Annotated in this window: 15 protein-coding genes; 1 reads left to right on the plus strand and 14 read right to left on the minus strand. The window is 52.0% G+C overall.

The window, feature by feature from the left end:
- Positions 1 to 4: 4 nt before the first annotated feature.
- From PCI15_RS12920 to PCI15_RS12985, 14 genes are all read right to left on the minus strand, one after another.
- Entirely contained in the window at positions 5 to 1,885 is a 1,881-nt protein-coding gene (locus tag PCI15_RS12920; protein WP_271270369.1) for a methyl-accepting chemotaxis protein, read from the minus strand.
- 293 nt (positions 1,886 to 2,178) lie between these two features.
- A complete protein-coding gene (locus tag PCI15_RS12925) occupies positions 2,179 to 3,138 on the minus strand; it encodes a tRNA dihydrouridine synthase (protein ID WP_271270370.1) in 960 nt (319 codons plus the stop codon).
- Between the two features lie 131 nt (positions 3,139 to 3,269).
- On the minus strand, positions 3,270 to 4,787 hold the full coding sequence (purF, locus tag PCI15_RS12930; protein WP_271270371.1) for an amidophosphoribosyltransferase: 1,518 nt from the start codon (positions 4,785 to 4,787) through the stop codon (positions 3,270 to 3,272).
- Between the two features lie 33 nt (positions 4,788 to 4,820).
- Positions 4,821 to 5,339, minus strand: a complete 519-nt coding sequence (locus PCI15_RS12935; protein WP_271270372.1) for a CvpA family protein — start codon at positions 5,337 to 5,339, stop codon at positions 4,821 to 4,823.
- A 106-nt stretch (positions 5,340 to 5,445) separates the two neighbouring features.
- Positions 5,446 to 5,997 carry an SPOR domain-containing protein gene (locus PCI15_RS12940; protein ID WP_271270373.1) on the minus strand — a complete coding sequence of 184 codons (552 nt, stop codon included), beginning with the start codon at positions 5,995 to 5,997 and terminating at the stop codon, positions 5,446 to 5,448.
- Position 5,998: 1 nt separating this feature from the next.
- A complete protein-coding gene (gene folC / locus PCI15_RS12945; RefSeq protein WP_271270374.1) occupies positions 5,999 to 7,291 on the minus strand; it encodes a bifunctional tetrahydrofolate synthase/dihydrofolate synthase in 1,293 nt (430 codons plus the stop codon).
- 114 nt (positions 7,292 to 7,405) lie between these two features.
- Positions 7,406 to 8,269: an acetyl-CoA carboxylase, carboxyltransferase subunit beta gene (accD, locus tag PCI15_RS12950; RefSeq protein WP_271270375.1), complete on the minus strand. Its 864-nt coding sequence runs from the start codon at positions 8,267 to 8,269 to the stop codon at positions 7,406 to 7,408.
- Between the two features lie 33 nt (positions 8,270 to 8,302).
- Positions 8,303 to 9,106, minus strand: coding sequence for a tryptophan synthase subunit alpha (trpA, locus tag PCI15_RS12955; RefSeq protein ID WP_271270376.1), 804 nt, complete (start codon positions 9,104 to 9,106; stop codon positions 8,303 to 8,305).
- Positions 9,107 to 9,144: 38 nt separating this feature from the next.
- Positions 9,145 to 10,329, minus strand: coding sequence for a tryptophan synthase subunit beta (gene trpB, locus PCI15_RS12960; RefSeq protein WP_271274615.1), 1,185 nt, complete (start codon positions 10,327 to 10,329; stop codon positions 9,145 to 9,147).
- A gap of 19 nt (positions 10,330 to 10,348) precedes the next feature.
- Complete coding sequence (locus tag PCI15_RS12965) at positions 10,349 to 11,029, minus strand: phosphoribosylanthranilate isomerase (RefSeq protein WP_376787811.1); 681 nt, start codon at positions 11,027 to 11,029, stop codon at positions 10,349 to 10,351.
- Positions 11,030 to 11,253: 224 nt separating this feature from the next.
- On the minus strand, positions 11,254 to 12,096 hold the full coding sequence (truA, locus tag PCI15_RS12970) for a tRNA pseudouridine(38-40) synthase TruA (protein ID WP_271270377.1): 843 nt from the start codon (positions 12,094 to 12,096) through the stop codon (positions 11,254 to 11,256).
- A gap of 40 nt (positions 12,097 to 12,136) precedes the next feature.
- The gene (locus PCI15_RS12975; protein ID WP_271270378.1) at positions 12,137 to 14,905 is read right to left on the minus strand and encodes a FimV/HubP family polar landmark protein; all 2,769 of its coding nucleotides are present in this window, start codon (positions 14,903 to 14,905) and stop codon (positions 12,137 to 12,139) included.
- A 487-nt stretch (positions 14,906 to 15,392) separates the two neighbouring features.
- Positions 15,393 to 15,965, minus strand: coding sequence for an HD domain-containing protein (locus tag PCI15_RS12980; RefSeq protein ID WP_271270379.1), 573 nt, complete (start codon positions 15,963 to 15,965; stop codon positions 15,393 to 15,395).
- 61 nt (positions 15,966 to 16,026) lie between these two features.
- Positions 16,027 to 16,818 (minus strand): helix-turn-helix domain-containing protein, encoded by a 792-nt coding sequence (locus PCI15_RS12985; protein WP_271270380.1) that lies wholly within the window; start codon positions 16,816 to 16,818, stop codon positions 16,027 to 16,029.
- A 184-nt stretch (positions 16,819 to 17,002) separates the two neighbouring features.
- Here PCI15_RS12985 and PCI15_RS12990 point away from each other — a divergent pair, with 184 nt between their 5' ends.
- A complete protein-coding gene (locus tag PCI15_RS12990) occupies positions 17,003 to 18,076 on the plus strand; it encodes a TauD/TfdA family dioxygenase (RefSeq protein ID WP_271270381.1) in 1,074 nt (357 codons plus the stop codon).
- The last annotated feature ends 96 nt before the right edge of the window (positions 18,077 to 18,172 follow it).

Here is an 18,172-nt window from a genome sequence, read left to right on the forward strand (position 1 = left end):
ATGTTTACACTTTGAACTGATTAAGACCCGCATCCTGTTTCTGGGTCAGTTCAACCATGCCGTGACACAGCTGAGACTGCTCATTAGCACTGTCGGACACCGTCTGGCTGATATCACGGATATTCGTCGTGTTACGGTTAATCTCTTCAGCCGTTGCACTCTGTTCTTCCGCCGCCGTTGCAATATGAATGGTCATTTCACTGATACTGCGGATACTGTCACGGATATTCAGCAGTGCACCATTGGCCTCACTGGCAAGCTCACTGGTTTCACTGGCCATGTTACGGCCCTGACTGATGGTCTGCTCTGCATTGGTTACACCGTTCTGCAGCTGATCGATCATCTCCTGAATTTCTTCAGTGGATTGCTGAGTCCGGGAAGCCAGCGCACGCACCTCATCAGCCACCACGGCAAATCCACGGCCAGCTTCACCCGCCCGCGCAGCCTCAATCGCCGCGTTAAGTGCTAACAGGTTAGTTTGCTGAGAAATACCGGTAATAACGGTCAGAATAGAGGCTATGTTATTACTGAAATCTGCCAGCTCATTGATGGTGTTCACCGCGTTATCCATATCAACGACCAGCTTCTCGATAGAAGACGTCGTCTGGGAAACAATGCCGGCACCCTGCTCTGCAGCCTGATCAGCCTGATTGGCCGCATCAGCGGTATGCTGGGCGTGCTGGGCAACATCCTGAGCCGTCGCTGACATCTCATGCATTGCCGCCGCCAACTGATCCAGTTCGCTCAGTTGCTGCGTCAGACGGGATACGGATTCATTGGCCGAACCGGCTGTCAGCTCCGTACTCGTCAGAATATCCGTAGAGGTGGTTTTGACATCCTGAATCAGTGCCTGCAGGTGCGATACGAACTCGTTAAAGTCGACTGATACCTGACCAAACTCATCTTTACTGTCCACGGACAAACGGTGTCTCAGGTCACCTTCACCGGAATTAATATCAATCAGTGACTCCCGTAGATTCTGCAACGGCGTCAGCAGACGGGTTGTTGTCATATACAGCACAACAGAACAGATCAGCACGCTCAGCACGGTGACGATTAACGCCCGTACGCCCAGCGCGGTAGCTTCTGCCATGACAATGTCTTTTTCCAGAATAACGCCGATCAGCCAGTCACTGCCGTACAGCCCTTCCAGCTTGGTGAATGAGGTCAGGACCGCTTCACCCTTAAAGCTTACTTCCTGCAGCTGATTGTTCAGCTGTGGCTGATCAGCCGTGAAAATATCTGACAATTGCTTGCCGTCAAACTCACCGCCCGGATAGCTGATAATGCTGCCGTTGCTATCCAGTAAGAATGCATGGCCCGCGCCGTTGAAATTCAGGGTATTCACCGCATCAGAAATGACCTGCAAGCTCAGATCACCGCCGAAAGCCCCCTTAAAGGCTCCGTTATCGGTAAACTTGGTGACAGCTGATACCAGCAGCAACCCGGAAGCAGCGTCATTATACGGCGCTGTCAGTACTGCCCGGTTATGCTCCTGCGCATACGGATACCACGGACGTTTACGGGCATCCCAGCCGGCAGGATTCCAACTCGAATCATTGGTTATCCGCTTGCCGTCTGTTGCCAGACCACCGAAGATCAACTCAAACTCACGCTTCAGGATCGGCGCATCAAATGTCTGCTGAATGGCCTCAGGCGTAAATTCAGCATCAATTACCTGAGCGGTCATATCGATCAGTGCCAGCTTGGCATTCAGCCAGTTAGTAATCTGGGCCGACAATGCCTGTGTTGCTTCCTGGGTATTACTCGCTGCGGTGCTATACAGTGAATCCCTCACTGACGCATACTGAAACCAGGAAAAAATGGTAAAAATAACCGCAACAACAGCCGATGCTACCACTGCAATTTTATGGGAGACTTTCATAGAACCTCTTTATGCTACTCATGTCAGCGAAAAAATTACCCGCGCCGGAACTAATTCTTGTTGTCGTAATCAGACAAATGGGTATTCTGCGAATACTACTTTTGTCGGGTGCCCTGAACAATCTACTTACATCACAGATTGGGTACTGCAAGCCACGGGATATGCTGTCTATAGCGCTGGATCAATAAAATCAACGGATTACAAACGCCGAATATTTCGACTTTTGGATGAGTTTCGGCCGTCGTAAAACGGCATGTCTGAAGGCCACGGAGAACTCCGTGACCCGATACGGATCAAACCGCCTGCGCTTTATACGCCTGCAGAAAACTGCGAACCTCCCCCACCTCTTTCAGGGTACGCATTTCGAGCAACATCTGTTCTGCCTGAGGATAACGCCGCTGCATCATTTTCAACCACTGTTTAAGCCGGCCATGAACATACTTAGGCGCCATCTGCACGACGACCCGCTCCAGATAATCCTCTAACACTGACAGCATACAGGGCCAGCTCATCGCCTGAAAATCTTCACCGCGATTGTGGCTGTTAATCATCAGGCCCAGGTCCGGTGAAGCAATCAGCCCCCGCCCGATCATGACATCATCACAGCCACTGACCTCGCGGCACTTCAGATAATCCTGATAATCCCAGACTTCACCATTGGCGGTAACAGGGATATCAACAGCCTCACGGATGCGGGCTATCCATTCCCAGTGCGCAGGCGGTTTATAGCCTTCAACTTTGGTCCGCGCATGGACTGCCAGACCATCAGCGCCAGCATCAGCAATGGCCCGTGCATTTTCAAGTGCCAGCGACTTATCCGCAAAACCCAGTCGCATCTTAGCGGTGACAGGCACATCCGCCGGCACTTCCTGACGGACCTTTTTAATGATGCTGTAAATCTCTTCCGGGAATTGCAGCAAAACCGCCCCACCCCGGTTTTTATTGACAGTTTTTGCCGGACAGCCAAAATTCAGATCAATACCCGGCGCACCCAGCTTCGCCGCACGACAGGCATTCATGGCCATCATTTCCGGATGATTGCCCAGCAACTGAACAATGACCGGCACACCACTGGCAGTTTTACCGCCGTTCAGCAGTTCAGGCGACAGCCGGTGAAACACTTTACGCGGCAACAGACGGTCAGAGATCCGCACGAATTCGGTAACGCACTGATCAACACCACCGATATCTGTCAGCATGTGGCGCATTGTGGCGTCCACAACCCCTTCCATCGGCGCTAAAACAATCTTCATAAACGGAGACTTTAATCCTGGCATGACAGCACCGACAGACGATACGGTGCCCCTTAAATGTAAAAAGGAGTGTCCGGCTAACCGGTCACTCCTCTGCACTGACGGAACCGGCGCTGACGCCGGTAACCCTGTTAACTGATCTTGGTTAGCAGATCAGTGGAATCATTACCGTCTTTGGTATCTTTACCCGCTTTAGCAGCATCATTACGTTTGGCTTCGATACGGTCCAGATACGCCTGATCAATGTCACCGGTGATGTACTCACCGTTAAACACTGAACTGTCGAAATTGTTAATTTCTTCGTTACCGGCGCGGACACATTCTTTCAGATCATCAAGATCCTGATACAGCATCCAGTCACAACCGATAAGTTCACCGACTTCATCATCGGTCCGGTCATGGGCGATCAGCTCGTCCACTGAAGGCATATCGATACCGTATACGTTCGGGAAACGGACAGCTGGCGCTGCAGAGGCAAAGTACACCTTTTTCGCACCCATATCCCGGGCCATCTCAACGATCTGCCGGGACGTGGTACCGCGAACAATCGAGTCATCAACCAGCATGACCACCTTGTCTTTGAATTCCAGCTCAATCGGGTTCAGCTTACGGCGCACAGACTTCTCACGCATTTCCTGACCCGGCATAATAAACGTACGGCCAATGTAACGGTTCTTAATAAAACCTTCCCGGAAATTCACGTTCAGATGATGGGCCATTTCCAGTGCAGAAGTTCGGCTGGTATCCGGAATCGGAATCACCACGTCGATGTCATGATCCGGACGCTCACGCATGACCTTCTCAGCCAGTTTTTCACCCATACGCATGCGCGACTTGTATACGTTCACTTCATCCATAATGGAGTCAGGACGCGCCAGATACACGTATTCAAACAGACACGGGGCAAAATCAGCTTTCGGCGCACACTGCAGCGTACTCACTTCGCCTTCCTGAGAAATGTAGATTGCTTCACCCGGGGCAATATCACGCACCAGTGTGTAACCGGAAATATCCAGTGCAACAGATTCTGAAGCAACCATAAACTCAGTACCGTTCGGCGTTTCGCGCTTACCGTATACCAGTGGACGGATACCGTTAGGATCCCGGAAGGCAACGATGCCATAACCGGTAATAACAGCAACCACTGCGTAACCGCCGATGCAACGCTCATGCACGGCTTTCACTGCCGTGAAAATATCGTCTGCGGTAGGTACCCGCTTACCGATTTGCTGCAATTCATGGGCAAAGATATTTAACAGAATTTCAGAATCAGACGTTGTATTAATATGACGCAGATTCTCATTGCGCATCTGCTCAGCCAGTTGCTCAGCATTGGTCAGGTTACCGTTATGCGCTAACGCAATCCCGTAAGGAGAGTTTACATAGAACGGCTGAGCTTCTGCAGAACTTGAGCTGCCCGCCGTCGGGTACCGGACGTGACCGATACCCTGATTACCTACCAGGCGCTTCATGTGCCGGGTACGGAAAACCTCATTGACTAAACCATTATCCTTACGCAGAAAAAAACGATCCTCGTCGCAGGTCACCATACCTGCGGCGTCCTGGCCACGGTGCTGGAGCACTGTCAGTGCATCAAAAATCGTCTGGTTTACATAGGACTTGGCAACCACGCCAACAATACCGCACATTTAAGACACCTCAGCTAAGCAATTACAGCAAAGTTAATTATTATTGATCCCGTCGACACCTATATTCCAGATCAGCGAGCCAATATCAGTGGCTGTGTCCCGGGTCCAGGTTTCAAGCAACAGGAAGTGGGGAATTAGCTGGGACTCATTCCACCACTGATCACTGACGACCGGTGAACGCACCAGTAACGCCGCCAGCACGACAACGATTAATCCGCCACGTACCACTCCAAAGCCTACGCCCAGAATGCGGTCCGTGCCACTCAGACCGGTCGCCTCTACTAGCATTCCGATCAGATTATTAAGAATAGCGCCCACCATAAGGGTAGCGACAAATAAAAGGATAAAAGCCCCGCCGATGCGTACTGAAGGTGTACTGATAAAATCATCCAGCAAGGTGCTCATAGAAGGAGCAAAAAGACGCGCGATAACGAATGCGGCAACCCAGGTGACCAGCGACAGGGCTTCCTTTACGAAACCACCGCGCAAGCTATATAGACCCGACAAAACAACGATACCGACAATTGCCCAGTCGGCCCAGTTCAGTGTCATAACAATCAGTTATCCAAGCCCTGTTAAAGGGACTGTCAGTAGGCTGAAACAGCCTGTTATCTGCAATGCCGCGGATTCTACCAGAGCCTGCGACATTACCCAATGCCTATCGGGTGGTAAAACGCACGATTATACCGTCGAGACCAAACTGCTCCTTGATCCCGCCCTGCAGCGACTCGAGCCTGGTTTTCTGCACATCCGGCCCGACAAACACCTTAATCAGGCTGCCATTTTTACGGGTATATACTTTATAACCCGCCTTAATAAGCTGGCGGCGTAACGCTTTGGCATTATCTTCATCTTTAAAGCTGGCCAACTGCAGGGTCCAGGCAACCGTCACACCCTCTGCATCCAGCGTGGGCGTATCGGTGCTCAAATCAATTTCAGGGGCAACTTTTTCTACCTGTTCGGCCAGCACAGCAGGCTTGGCTTTAATGGTAACCGCAGGCTGCGGTTCCGCAGGCTCGTCGGTATCCGGCAAGCGCTCGTTCTCCGGCTCACTGATAATCACCTCAGCCAGCTCTGGTTCCGCAGGAATACGGCTATCCAGATGCCGTTCTTTATAACCGGCACCGTCGAACAGCACCGGCAGCAGCACAACCGCTGCCAGTATTACGATGACTGCACCTACCAGGCGCTGTTTAAGCACATCTGTCACACTAGCCTTCCAGTTCAAGTGCCGCCAGCGCACCACTGACGGTAAAGAATGAGCCGGCAATCACAACCCGATCACCGGTGCTCAACTGAGGCACAAGCCCTTCCAGCGCCTGCGCCACACTATCATAAGCAGTTTGACGGTCGCTGGCGACCCCCTGCTGCTGCAGCATTTCAGCCAGGGCTGCACTTGTCTGCCCCCGGGGAACATCAAGCGTTACCAGCAACCACTGATCCGCTAAATCTTTAAGGTGACCAAGCACCTCGGTAATATCCTTATCTGCCAGCATCCCCAGCACCATCCAGGTTTTACCTGAACAGGGTTCAGTATTCAGCCGTCGGGTAACGTATTCAGCTGCTTGCGGATTATGCGCCACATCCAGCGTATACTGACAGCCGTGGCGCTCTATGCGCTGCAAGCGGCCGGTCAGCGATGCTGCTGCCAGGCTGGCCGCAAGCTCACCTTCCTCAGGCGACACCCCAAGCAACTGCAGTACTTGGATCACAACTGCCGCATTTGGTTTCGGTAAATTTATATCCGGCAACCCTTTATAACTGACAACATCACCAGTGGCAGACTTCCCCTGCCAGTCCCAGCGGCCGTCAGCGTGTTCAGTCAGCTGAAAATCATCGCCGCGGGCGCACAGTTCAGCGCCAATTTCAGCGGCGTAATCGAGCAGCATTTTCGGCGCATCCGGATCACCGCATACCGCCGGCCGTCCGCTTCGGTATATACCGGCTTTCTCATAACCGATTTTTTCGCGGTCATCACCCAGCCAGTCAATATGATCGACAGCGACCGTTGTAACCACAGAGATATCCGCATCGACAATATTGATTGCATCCAGGCGACCGCCCAGTCCGACTTCCAGCAGCATGACATCCGGCTTGGCATCAGCAAACACAATCAGAGCCGCCAGCGCATTGTATTCAAAGTATGTCAGCGAAGTATCACCGCAGGCCGCATAAATACGTTCGAACGCACTTACCAGCACCTCATCCTGCGCCTGCTGACCGTTCAGCTTGATCCGCTCGTTGTAACGAAGGAAATGAGGCGAAGTAAAGCAACCAACGGTTTTGCCTGCATCACGCAATGCCTGGTCCAGCATCGCAACCGTTGAGCCCTTACCGTTGGTGCCGCCAATAATGACAACCTTCGAGACCGACAGATCCAGATTCAGCCGCTGGTAGACTTCATTAAGCCTTTCAAGACCAAGCTCAATTTCACTGGGATGGGACTGCTCAATCCAGCTCAGCCACTGCGCCAGATCTTTTTTATTTGCTGTTTGCTCAGACATACTCACTGCCATCAGTTACGACCTGAAAACGGTCTGCAATGCTAAAAAACCATTAAAAACAAGAAAGCCGACTTGCTAAGCAAAATCGGCCTTCGAAGTATTCGCCTCTGCAACTTATGCTGCCGGCTTACCCTGCATCATACGCAGAATAGAAGATAAACGGTCGCGCATCTCGCCACGGTTAATAATCATATCAACCTGACCGTGTTCCAGCAGGAACTCACTGCGCTGGAAGCCTTCCGGTAACTTCTCACGTACCGTTTGCTCAATAACCCGCGGACCTGCAAAGCCAACCAGGGCACGGGGTTCACCGATGTTCAGGTCACCCAGCATTGCCAGACTGGCAGATACACCGCCGTATACAGGATCAGTCAGCACAGAAATGTACGGTACGCCTGCATTTTTCAGCTTTTCAAGTGCCGCACTGGTTTTCGCCATCTGCATCAGGGAGAAAAGAGCTTCCTGCATACGCGCACCGCCACTGGCAGCAAAACAGATCAGCGGAATACCCTCTTCCAGCGCCACATTAGCAGCACGCACAAAACGCTCACCAACCACAGCACCCATTGAGCCGCCCATGAAGCGGAACTCAAATGCAACCGCCACAACCGGCAGGCCGTTCACTTCACCGCGCATCGCAACCAGCGCATCTTTCTCACCGGTATCTTTCTGCGCAGCAGCCAGACGGTCTTTATACTTTTTAGAATCTTTAAACTTCAGACGGTCAACCGGTGTCACCTCTGCACCGATTTCCTGACGTCCGTCTTCGTCCAGGAACATTTCCAGACGTGGACGCGCACCAATCCGCATGTGGTGATCACACTTCGGACAAACGCTCAGATTCTTTTCCAGTTCCGGGCGGTACAGTACCGATTCACACTTTGCACACTTCTTCCACAGACCTTCAGGAATGTTGGTACGTTTCTTCTCTGAAGAACGCGCCAGAGAGGGAACAATTTTTTCCAGCCAGTTACTCATTATGACTCCACTAACCGCATTTCTTCAGCGGGCTTATTTATCCATGGCCTGACGCATGCTACCGGTAATTGCAGCCACTGCTTCAGGAATCTTATCTTGCTGATCAGCCAGTTCGGCGATCTTATTAACCAGTACGCTGCCGACGATTACACCGTCAGCAACTTCAGAAATTGCCCGGGCAGACGCATCATCACGGATACCAAAACCCACACCCACCGGCATATCTGTATGCTTGCGGATGATATCCAACCGGCTTGCCACGTCATCAACATCCAGACTGGCAGAACCGGTCACACCTTTAACCGACACGTAATACACATAACCACTGCCCGCGGCACAGATTTTCTCTATGCGGGATTCAACAGTCGTCGGTGCCAGCAGGTAAATGACATCAATGTCTTTAGCCTTCATCAGCGGGCCGAAATCAACCGCTTCTTCTGGTGGCAGATCGACGGTCAGTACGCCGTCGACACCGGCGTCAGAAGCAGCCTGAGCAAATGCCTCATACCCCATTACTTCGATCGGGTTCAGGTACCCCATCAGTACGACCGGAGTGGTCTGATCTGTCTTACGGAATTCAGCTACCACCGCCAGCACATCCAGCAGGCTGGTGTTGTGACTCAAGGCCCGTTCACACGCCAACTGGATAACAGGACCGTCAGCCATCGGGTCAGAGAAGGGCACACCCAGCTCAATAATATCTGCGCCGGACTCTACCATCGCATGCATTAACGGCAGCGTAACACCCGGGGCCGGATCGCCGGCAGTAACGTAAGGAATCAGTGCCTTACGACCTTCTGCCTGCAACTTTTCAAAACAGGAACTTATACGACTCATAATATTCAGTACTCTTTCGCTGTCTGCGTAAACCGCTGTTAAACCTTAATACCATCAATCGCAGCAACGGTATGCATATCTTTATCACCCCGACCTGACAGGTTGACCAGTAAAACCTGATCTTTATCCATCGTCGGTGCCATCTTCATCGCCTGAGCAATTGCGTGGCTGGATTCCAGTGCCGGCATAATGCCTTCAACCAGCGTCAGACGGCGGAAAGCGTCCAGCGCTTCGTCATCGTTGATCGCAGTATATTCAGCACGGCCAATATCCTTAAGATAAGAATGCTCAGGACCGACACCCGGGTAATCCAGACCGGCAGACACTGAGTGCGTGCCAAGGATCTGACCCGCGTCATCTTCCATCAGATAGGTACGGTTACCGTGCAGTACGCCCGGACGTCCGGCAGTCAGTGGCGCAGCATGCTCACCGGTTTCCAGACCGTTACCGCCCGCTTCCACACCCACCATACGCACATCAGCATCTTCAATAAACGGATGGAACAAACCAATGGCATTGGATCCACCGCCAACACAGGCAATCAGCGCATCCGGCAGTTTACCGGCCTGATCAAGACACTGTTTACGGGCTTCACGACCAATAACAGACTGGAAATCACGCACCAGTTTCGGATAAGGATGCGGGCCTGCAGCGGTACCGATAATGTAGAATGTATTATCAACATTGGTTACCCAGTCACGCATGGCTTCGTTCATCGCGTCTTTCAGGGTTTTGGTACCGGAGCTGACCGAAATAACCTCAGCACCCAGCAATTTCATACGGTAGACGTTCATCACCTGACGGCGGACATCTTCCTCACCCATGTAAACCTGGCACTGAAGCCCCAGACGGGCAGCAACTGTGGCACTGGCAACGCCGTGCATACCGGCACCGGTTTCAGCAATGATCCGCGGCTTACCGGTGTGCTTGGCCAGCAACGCCTGACCGATGGTATTGTTCACCTTATGGGCACCGGTATGGTTAAGGTCTTCACGCTTCAGGTAAATCTGCGCGCCGCCCAGCTCACGGGACAAACGCTCCGCATGATACAGTGGCGACGGACGGCCAACATAATGTGCCAGATCGCGGTCAAATTCTTCCTGAAACTTAGGATCAGCCCACAGGGTTTCATAAGTATGTTCAAGATGCTGCAATGCAGCCATCAGGGTCTCAGATACATAACGACCACCGAAGTCACCGAAGTGACCACCCTGATCAGGCATCTGCTTTGCGATTGCAAGTTCAGCTGTAGTTGGCACGTGCCACCTCACTCATAAAGGTATTGATTTTCTCAGGCGACTTTCGCCCCCTGACTCGCTCTACCCCGCCACTGACATCAACCGCAAACGGGCTGACCTGGGTGATAGCACGATAAATATTGGACCCGTCCAGACCACCCGCCAGAATTAAAGGCTTAGGAAGATCTGAAGGTATACGTTGCCAGTCAAAGCTTTCGCCGGTGCCGCCGGGCACCCCTTTGCGATAAGCATCCAGCAGAATTGCCCGGGCCGAGGGGTACTCAGCAGCAGCCAGACTGACATCAATGTCAGCGGACATACGCAGGGCTTTGAAATAAGGACGGCTGAACTGCTCGCAATAGGCGGCGGTTTCTTTGCCATGGAATTGCAGAAGGTCTATCTGAGTCAGTTCAACAACAGCGGCAACATCCTCTGCTGGCGCGTCAACAAAGAGCGCAACCGTGGTAACAAAGGGAGGAAGCTGGCGAATAATCTCCGCCGCAGTTTCAGGACTCACGTAGCGTGGGCTTGGCGCATAAAATACGAACCCCAGCGCATCAGCACCTGCGTCGATGGCCATAAGCGCATCTTCAAGACAGGTAATACCACAGATTTTCACCCGGGCTGCCGTACCGGATCCAATGTTATTATGCTCTGAATTGCCAGTAGCCGTTTCAACCGCCAACTGCAGCTCTCCTGCTTGTCTGTTACACAGCCTGCCAGACAGGCTCAAATCATGAATACTGTACAATTCGCACACAAGCTGCGTGCACATCACACAATAAACTTATATCTAATTATGAAGCCGAACATACTACCAGATAGATCCGCCAAGCACAGCCCCAAGACGCGTTTCAGACAGGAAAAGAAACAGCACACCTGTACCGGCTGGCTCAGCGTTTTTTCTGACTAGCAGGACAAAAAATACGGTCCAAGATCAGACACCGGTAACTCATATTCTGCCGGATACTTCACATCAACAAAGTACAGACCAAACGGCGGCGCAGTGACGCCGCCCAAACGGCGATCTTGTGCCTCAAGCACTTCTTTTGCCCATACCGGCTCGGCCTCACCCGCCCCGATCGTCATCAGCACACCGGCGAAGTTACGGATCATATGATGCAAAAAGGCGTTCGCCCGCACATCCAGAACGATCAGATCCCCTTCACGGTATACATTGAACTCCCGGACGTCCCTTACCGGACTTTTTGCCTGACAGCCCACCGCCCGGTAGGAAGTAAAATCGTGTTTGCCGATCAGGTGCTGAACCGCCTCGCGCATGGCATCGACATTGAGGCTTTTATACGTCCAGGTCACCCCTTTATTCAATACCGCAGGCTTCACCTTAGCGCTGTATATAAGGTACCGGTAGCGCCGCTCAAGCGCAGAAAAACGGGCATGGAACGTGGCATCAACTGGCTTGGCCCATTTAATGGCTATATCATCAGGGAGCTTGGTGTTTGTTCCCATCACCCAGCCGCGAACATCGCGCTTCGCATAGGTATCAAAATGAATAATCTGATAGGTACCACTGACCCCGGCATCTGTCCTGCCGGCACAGACCACACTGACGGGTTCGTTGGCAATCTTACTCAGAGCGGCCTCAACCTCAGCCTGAATGGTCGGCACGTTATGTTCCGGCTGAATTTGCCAGCCCCGGTAGTTTCCACCGGCATACTCTACACATAACGCAAAACGATAAGGGGCGACTTGCGTCGCCCCTTCTTGCTGGGTGTTATCCCGTTGTGACATAAATTCTTACTTACTTTCCAGAGTGCTTAAAATCCTGTCCTCAGACAAGCGATTCCAGCAGAGAGTTCGCTTCCTGCTTTTGATTATCACTGCCTTCCTGCAGAATTTCAGCCAAAATATCTTTTGCACCGTCGACATCTTCCATATCGATGTAGGCACGGGCCAGATCAAGCTTGGTCTCAACTTCATCAGCGCCATCCAGCAGGCTGATACCGTCAAGACTCTCATCACCGCCAGCCGGTAACGCACTGTCATCACCACTGAGCAACGCTTCGAGTTCGGAATCAAGATCTGCATCCAGATCCGAAGAGAACGTCGCTTCCAGCTCGTCTGCAGCAGAGCCACCGGTAAATGCTGTTTCATCCAGCACCACTTCATCATTTTCGGCAACCGCTTCTTCAAGCAGGCTTTCAACTTCAGGATGAACGGCCACATGCTCAGGCACAGGTGAAGCAGCTTCCGGCGCTGAAGACTCACCTAACAACTCATCCAGTGACACCATATCACTGTCGTCTTCATCTTCCGGCAGCGGATCTGCAGACTGAAGATCAGCCATAAGATCATCAATATCAACTGACTCATCTTGCGCGGCAACCGGCGCTTCCGGCGGCGCATCATTCAGCAGTGAATCAAGATCAACCAGATCTTCATCCTCTTCAGCGGCAGACAAATCAAATTCAAGCTCATCGCTGTCATCAGCAACGGCCTCAGCCACCGCTTCAGGCTCATCATCCGGCAAAGCCTGCGGCGTAAACTCCAGATCATCGCCACCCGCTTCCGCAAGGACATCGTCCAGATCAGCTATATCATCTTCGGTATCCTGAGCCAAAGGTTCAGCGGTGAATTCCAGCTCATCATCATCGATCTCAGCCAGAACATCATCGATTGAGGCGTCATTACCCTCATCAAGAATGGCATCCAGGGCGTCATCAACCTCCGGCCCTGCCAGCTCTTCAGACAGCTCATCGACTTCAGGCTGTTCAGCAGCCGCAGCAAACGGCTCGTCAATATCCATGTCCAGATCCAGATCAAACTCATCGTCTGCAGGATCTGCTGCTGCCGTGACAGCAGCCGGTTCAACGGCCTCTTCCACATCAGCGATATCCAGTTCAGCCAGATCCGCATCCAGGTCATCATCACCCAGCCCCAGATCGAACTCCTGATCATCAATTGTTTCATCCAGCGGATCAGCGTCAGGCGCTTCCAGCGGGTTTTCTGCAAAGCTGTCATCAAGATCCATTTCCAGATCCAGCTCAGTCAGGTCTTCAAGATCATCCAGATCAACATCATCTGACATTGCCACCAGTTCTTCAGCCTCGTCCGGCACATCCGCATCAGCGTCTGCAACTGACTCAGCGTCTGCAGTCACGGCGTCTTCAGTAGCTTCCGTAACATCACCGATATCGGCTTCAGCATCTGCCACCGCCTGCTCAAGCTCACTGCCCGCTTCTTCATCTTTATCTTTACGGCGACGCAGGAAGAAAATCAGCCCGGCAATCAGCGCCAGCAATCCGGCACCGCCGGCGGCAATATACAAACCAAAATCTTTCAGCACTTTCATGATGGTCGGCACTAAACCGCTTTCAGCAGCCTGCTGCGCTGCCAGCTCAGCATCTAGCTGCTGTTTTTTGGCCGCATCCAGCTCAGCCTGAAGTGCAGCCAGTTGTTGATCTTTAAGTTCAAGCAAACGCTGCAAACTTTCCATCTGCTGGGCAAGTGCATCTACCCGGCCAGTCAATTCCTGATTCTCACGCTGAATCTGATCAACGGTTTCCAGTGCAGCAGTTAAATCGGTTTCCAGCTGGGTATTCTTGGCGACCAGCTCAGAATCATCAGCTTTGGCCATTTCACCACTCTGACCATCCGCCATCGCAGCCGAATCACTCTCCGAGGCTGAAGCAACTATTTTAAGCTGGCCTGACTCCGCCACCGGATCGGCAGGCGCCGCCGATTTCACACTGACATCACTTTTATCTGAACTATCCAGCTGTGGCTTTTTTGCCGACTTACCTGTGCTCTGTTTCCACACGGCGGTCTGACGCCAGAATTCTTCCTTTGCCTGCTGAGGGGTCAGCTTCTTAGCTTCTTCCATTGTCGGCATTTTAAGGACAACACCAGCTTTCAGCTGATTAACATTGCCGTTTGAAAATGCATCCGGATTTTTACGCTGAATCGCGAGCATCATCTGCGCTTCAGAGATGCTGTCTGATGGCCGGTTCTGTTGAGCGATGTGCCAGAGGGTATCATTGACATCAACATAAACTTCAGACTTGCCGTCCGCACGGGTCTGAATATTAGAAACAGGTTTTGAAGGTGTAGCAGGCCGGGACTGAGACTGGGGCAATGGCGCTGCAGTCATTGCCTCAGAACGTATTTTAGGGGGTTGCGCGGCAACAGTTGCCGGAGTCGGATCATACACCGGCGGGTCGAGCAGAACGGTATATTCGCGAACCAGGCGTCCGCTTGGCCAGTTCACTTCAACCAGAAAGTTCAGAAACGGCTCTTTGACCGGCACAGCAGAAGAAAGATAAATAACGCCATTACCGTCAGGCCGGATCTGCACATTAAACTGTACATCCGTCAGAAAGCGCAGTTTCTCGATTCCCGCTAATGCGAATTCATCAATTCCCGCCATTCTTGGCTGTACTTGCTGGGGGTTTAACTGCCGCGCCTGGAGAAGTTGTATCTCAGCCCTTAACGGCTCGTTCAACGCCGACTTAATTTGGATTTCACCCAGTCCCAGAGCCTGGGCTGTGGTGCTACTCATTGCTCCGGCAATTGCCAGGCTAAGAGCCAATTTACGCAGCATATTTTGCTTCCTTATATCCCCACTCAAAAATAGCTGAGCGAAAACCTTATATATTCAGAAAGTTACAAAGCGGACTATCACAGCAGAGTATTCATTAAAACCAGTGTTTAATCAACAACTCAGGTCCAACTGACACCATAATGGTCAGTAAAAATGCTACATTTGTGCTACCGCCCCCCTAAATTATTGATTTGCTGCACATATCTTACGTCCAGCAGGGATATTTCGGGGCATTTCCCCACTAAAATCACCCGGCCAGCGCGGGACTATAGTCACCCGCGCCAGACCATAAGCCTCTGAATATGAATGTGCGCCAAACACGTTGTTATTCGATTAGCCTGCGTTAATCCACTGCCCTTAACGGAACCTCTTCATCCAGCCATCAATCTGCATTGCCGAACATGCAATACCTGACTCACAGTGCCGGCTCAGTACAGACACAAAAAAGCCGCTAAACGCGGCTTTTCGGTTTTCAAAATTCACCCTTTTACTGAAGACGTAATGATTCCAGCATTGGGCGGTAGTAGGCCACTTTATGAATTGTCCGCCCGGCAACCTTTCCGTCATCATCGTAATACCGCAACCGCACAGCATCTTTATGGTGCGGGTTAGCTTCAAATTCCGCCACCTCTTCTGCTGACATTTTTCCGCCCTGCAGATTCAGTGAGTTAATTGACGCCGGTGACAAACGGTCATAGTAGGTTTCATCTACGGTGCACAGATAACGCTTGGCAGCAACGTGCAAACGCACCGGCTCACTGACCTCCGGCGGATAAAACATCTTCAGAATCGCACCACCGGCATCTTCATGCAAATTGTCCGTTCCATTCTCCAGCGCATCCAGCGGGAAATCACCGATAAAGTGACCGATATCGTGTAACAGTGCAGCAATCACCAGCGAATCCGGCGCACCGTCTTCAACCGCGCAGGCTGCTGACTGTTCCATGTGATCCGCCATAGACACCGGCTCACCCAGATAGGATTCAGGCCCGCGGACCGCAAACACTTCCAGCAGATAATCGACAATATTGTCACGGGTTACATCGCTTTTATTAATCATTTTCCTCACCAGTAATAAAGTTGCCCGTCATAAGAGCACTCACTCAGCGCGCAGCCATTGCTCACTGACTGCCTAAATCAAACTGTTTAATTTTCCGGTATTCACGGGGCGATAATCCGGTATATTTTTTGAATATCCTCGAAAAATATAACGCATCCTCGTATCCGCAATGCCGTGCTACCGCTTCAATATTCTGCCCACCAAACAGCAGCAACCTGGTGGCGGCCTCCACCCGTTTCTGGATCACATAACGCTTTGGAGACACCCCCATTACATTATTGAACCAGCGGCTGAAATGCCCGTCACTGAACCCCAACTGAGATGCCAGATCGGTCATATCCAGATGGGTCAGATGCCGGTCTATGTAGCTGAGCACCTTCTGCATTCTCACTTCATCCTGACCGGATTCTCCCCGGGTCGCCGCCACATCCAGCACCGGTGCCAGCAACCTCAGCACAGCCCCCATCGCCAGCAGCGTGCCGCCCGGCTTTTGCTCTGCCTCAATCACATCCCTGAATAGCTGTTCATCCGTCACCGCAACCGGATTATCCGGCACACGGTAAAGGTCAAACACATCCACCCCCGGTGACATCTGCAAGGTAAATGCACAGGCCCCGATTTCCATGGGCTCGGTACAGTGATAATGGCACTCACGGTTCAGAGGCACGACGACCATACTGCCGGGCAGCAACTTCAGCCGCCGCCCTTCCAGCTCAACATATCCCCGGCCACTGCGGGTATAGATCAACCAGTTATACGGACGCTGATAACTCGGATATGCCCAGTCCAGATCCGCTTTCTGCCAGTATGAACGCACCAGTGACAAGCTTAAATTTGCATCAGTCAGTTGCATAGCCCAAACCGTAAAACGTCATTAAAACTTCACATCAGAATCAAAAAAGTCCATATTTATATCCATAAAATCCATATGAATAATCATAAAACCGACATACCATAACAATCAAAATTCAGCACCGTCAAGCAACGGCCAGAATCTATTTGCCGGCCAGTCGGATAAACTTTCAAGAGACTCTGTTATGCAAGACATACTTACTTATAAAAATCAGCGCTTTCACAGTCTGTGGCTACGGGATAACTGCCAGTGCCCTCAATGCCGCCATGAAAATGGCCAGCGTCTGCACGAAACCTGGCAACTGCCGGCGGATGTGAAAATTGCAGAAAGCCGTGAAACCGACACCGGCCTGTGGGTCCGGTTTGCTGAACCCCACACCCATGAATCCGAATTTACCGATACTTATCTTGCTTCGCATGCCTACGACAACGGGACAGCCACAACTGACCGGGATACGCTCTGGGGCAGTGATCTGAATCTGGACAGTATCAGCTTTGAATACGCCGACGTGATCAGCGATGACCGCACCAAACTGGCCTGGCTGGACGCGCTGATCAGCCACGGCATCACCAAACTCAGTGGCGTACCGGCACAGGCCGGGATGATTCTCAAGGCAGTCGACCTGTTTGGCTTTGTACGCCAGACCAACTACGGCACCCTGTTTGAGGTTAAAACTGAAGAAAAGCCTCAGAATCTGGCATACACCCCTATGCCACTCAGCCTGCATACCGACAACCCTTACCGTGATCCGGTCCCGACCCTGCAATTACTTCACTGCCTTATCCAGGCAGAAGAAGGCGGCGTGACTGCCCTGACAGATGGTTTTGAAGCTGCACGGATTTTGCGGGAGGAATACCCGGAGAAATTCGCTCTGCTGAGCGAACAGATTGTCCGCTTCCGCTTTGCCAGCCAAGATGCAGTTCTTGAGCATCAGGATACAATGATCACCACCAACAGCCGTGGCGAGATCATAAAAGTGCGGATCAACAACCGCTCATCGGCGCCCTTCCAGGTTGACTTTGACATCATGCCAGCCTTTTATGACGCCTATCAGACGTTTATGCGCATCGTACAGGGAGACCGCTGCAAACGGACCCTGAAACTGCAGTCCGGCGACCTGATCCTGTTCAACAATGAACGGGTTCTTCACGGCCGGGAAGTTCAGGCAATTGGTGCCCGTCACCTGCAGGGCTGCTATGCCGATATCGACAGCCTGCGCAGCACCGCTGCCGTACTGCGTAATCAGCTGAAGAGCTGAACGGCCCACGGCTGAGACTCCCCTTGCTCCGGTCAGACAAGGGGAGCCGCAAACTGTCATTTTTTTCACAAAAAACCGTTATAACTCTCGAGCTTA

It is taken from the genome of Aliamphritea hakodatensis (assembly GCF_024347195.1).
GTDB lineage: Bacteria > Pseudomonadota > Gammaproteobacteria > Pseudomonadales > Balneatricaceae > Amphritea > Amphritea hakodatensis.

Coding starts and splice junctions, on each gene's coding strand:
- PCI15_RS12935 (WP_271270372.1), bottom strand. CDS start 5,339: ATGACACTGAACTGGGCCGACTGGGCAATTGTCGGTATCGTTGTTTTG.
- trpA (WP_271270376.1), bottom strand. CDS start 9,106: ATGAGTCGTATAAGTTCCTGTTTTGAAAAGTTGCAGGCAGAAGGTCGT.
- PCI15_RS12990 (WP_271270381.1), top strand. CDS start 17,003: ATGCAAGACATACTTACTTATAAAAATCAGCGCTTTCACAGTCTGTGG.
- PCI15_RS12980 (WP_271270379.1), bottom strand. CDS start 15,965: ATGATTAATAAAAGCGATGTAACCCGTGACAATATTGTCGATTATCTG.
- PCI15_RS12985 (WP_271270380.1), bottom strand. CDS start 16,818: ATGCAACTGACTGATGCAAATTTAAGCTTGTCACTGGTGCGTTCATAC.
- purF (WP_271270371.1), bottom strand. CDS start 4,787: ATGTGCGGTATTGTTGGCGTGGTTGCCAAGTCCTATGTAAACCAGACG.
- trpB (WP_271274615.1), bottom strand. CDS start 10,329: ATGCCTGATCAGGGTGGTCACTTCGGTGACTTCGGTGGTCGTTATGTA.
- accD (WP_271270375.1), bottom strand. CDS start 8,269: ATGAGTAACTGGCTGGAAAAAATTGTTCCCTCTCTGGCGCGTTCTTCA.
- folC (WP_271270374.1), bottom strand. CDS start 7,291: ATGTCTGAGCAAACAGCAAATAAAAAAGATCTGGCGCAGTGGCTGAGC.
- PCI15_RS12925 (WP_271270370.1), bottom strand. CDS start 3,138: ATGAAGATTGTTTTAGCGCCGATGGAAGGGGTTGTGGACGCCACAATG.
- PCI15_RS12975 (WP_271270378.1), bottom strand. CDS start 14,905: ATGCTGCGTAAATTGGCTCTTAGCCTGGCAATTGCCGGAGCAATGAGT.
- PCI15_RS12920 (WP_271270369.1), bottom strand. CDS start 1,885: ATGAAAGTCTCCCATAAAATTGCAGTGGTAGCATCGGCTGTTGTTGCG.
- truA (WP_271270377.1), bottom strand. CDS start 12,096: ATGTCACAACGGGATAACACCCAGCAAGAAGGGGCGACGCAAGTCGCC.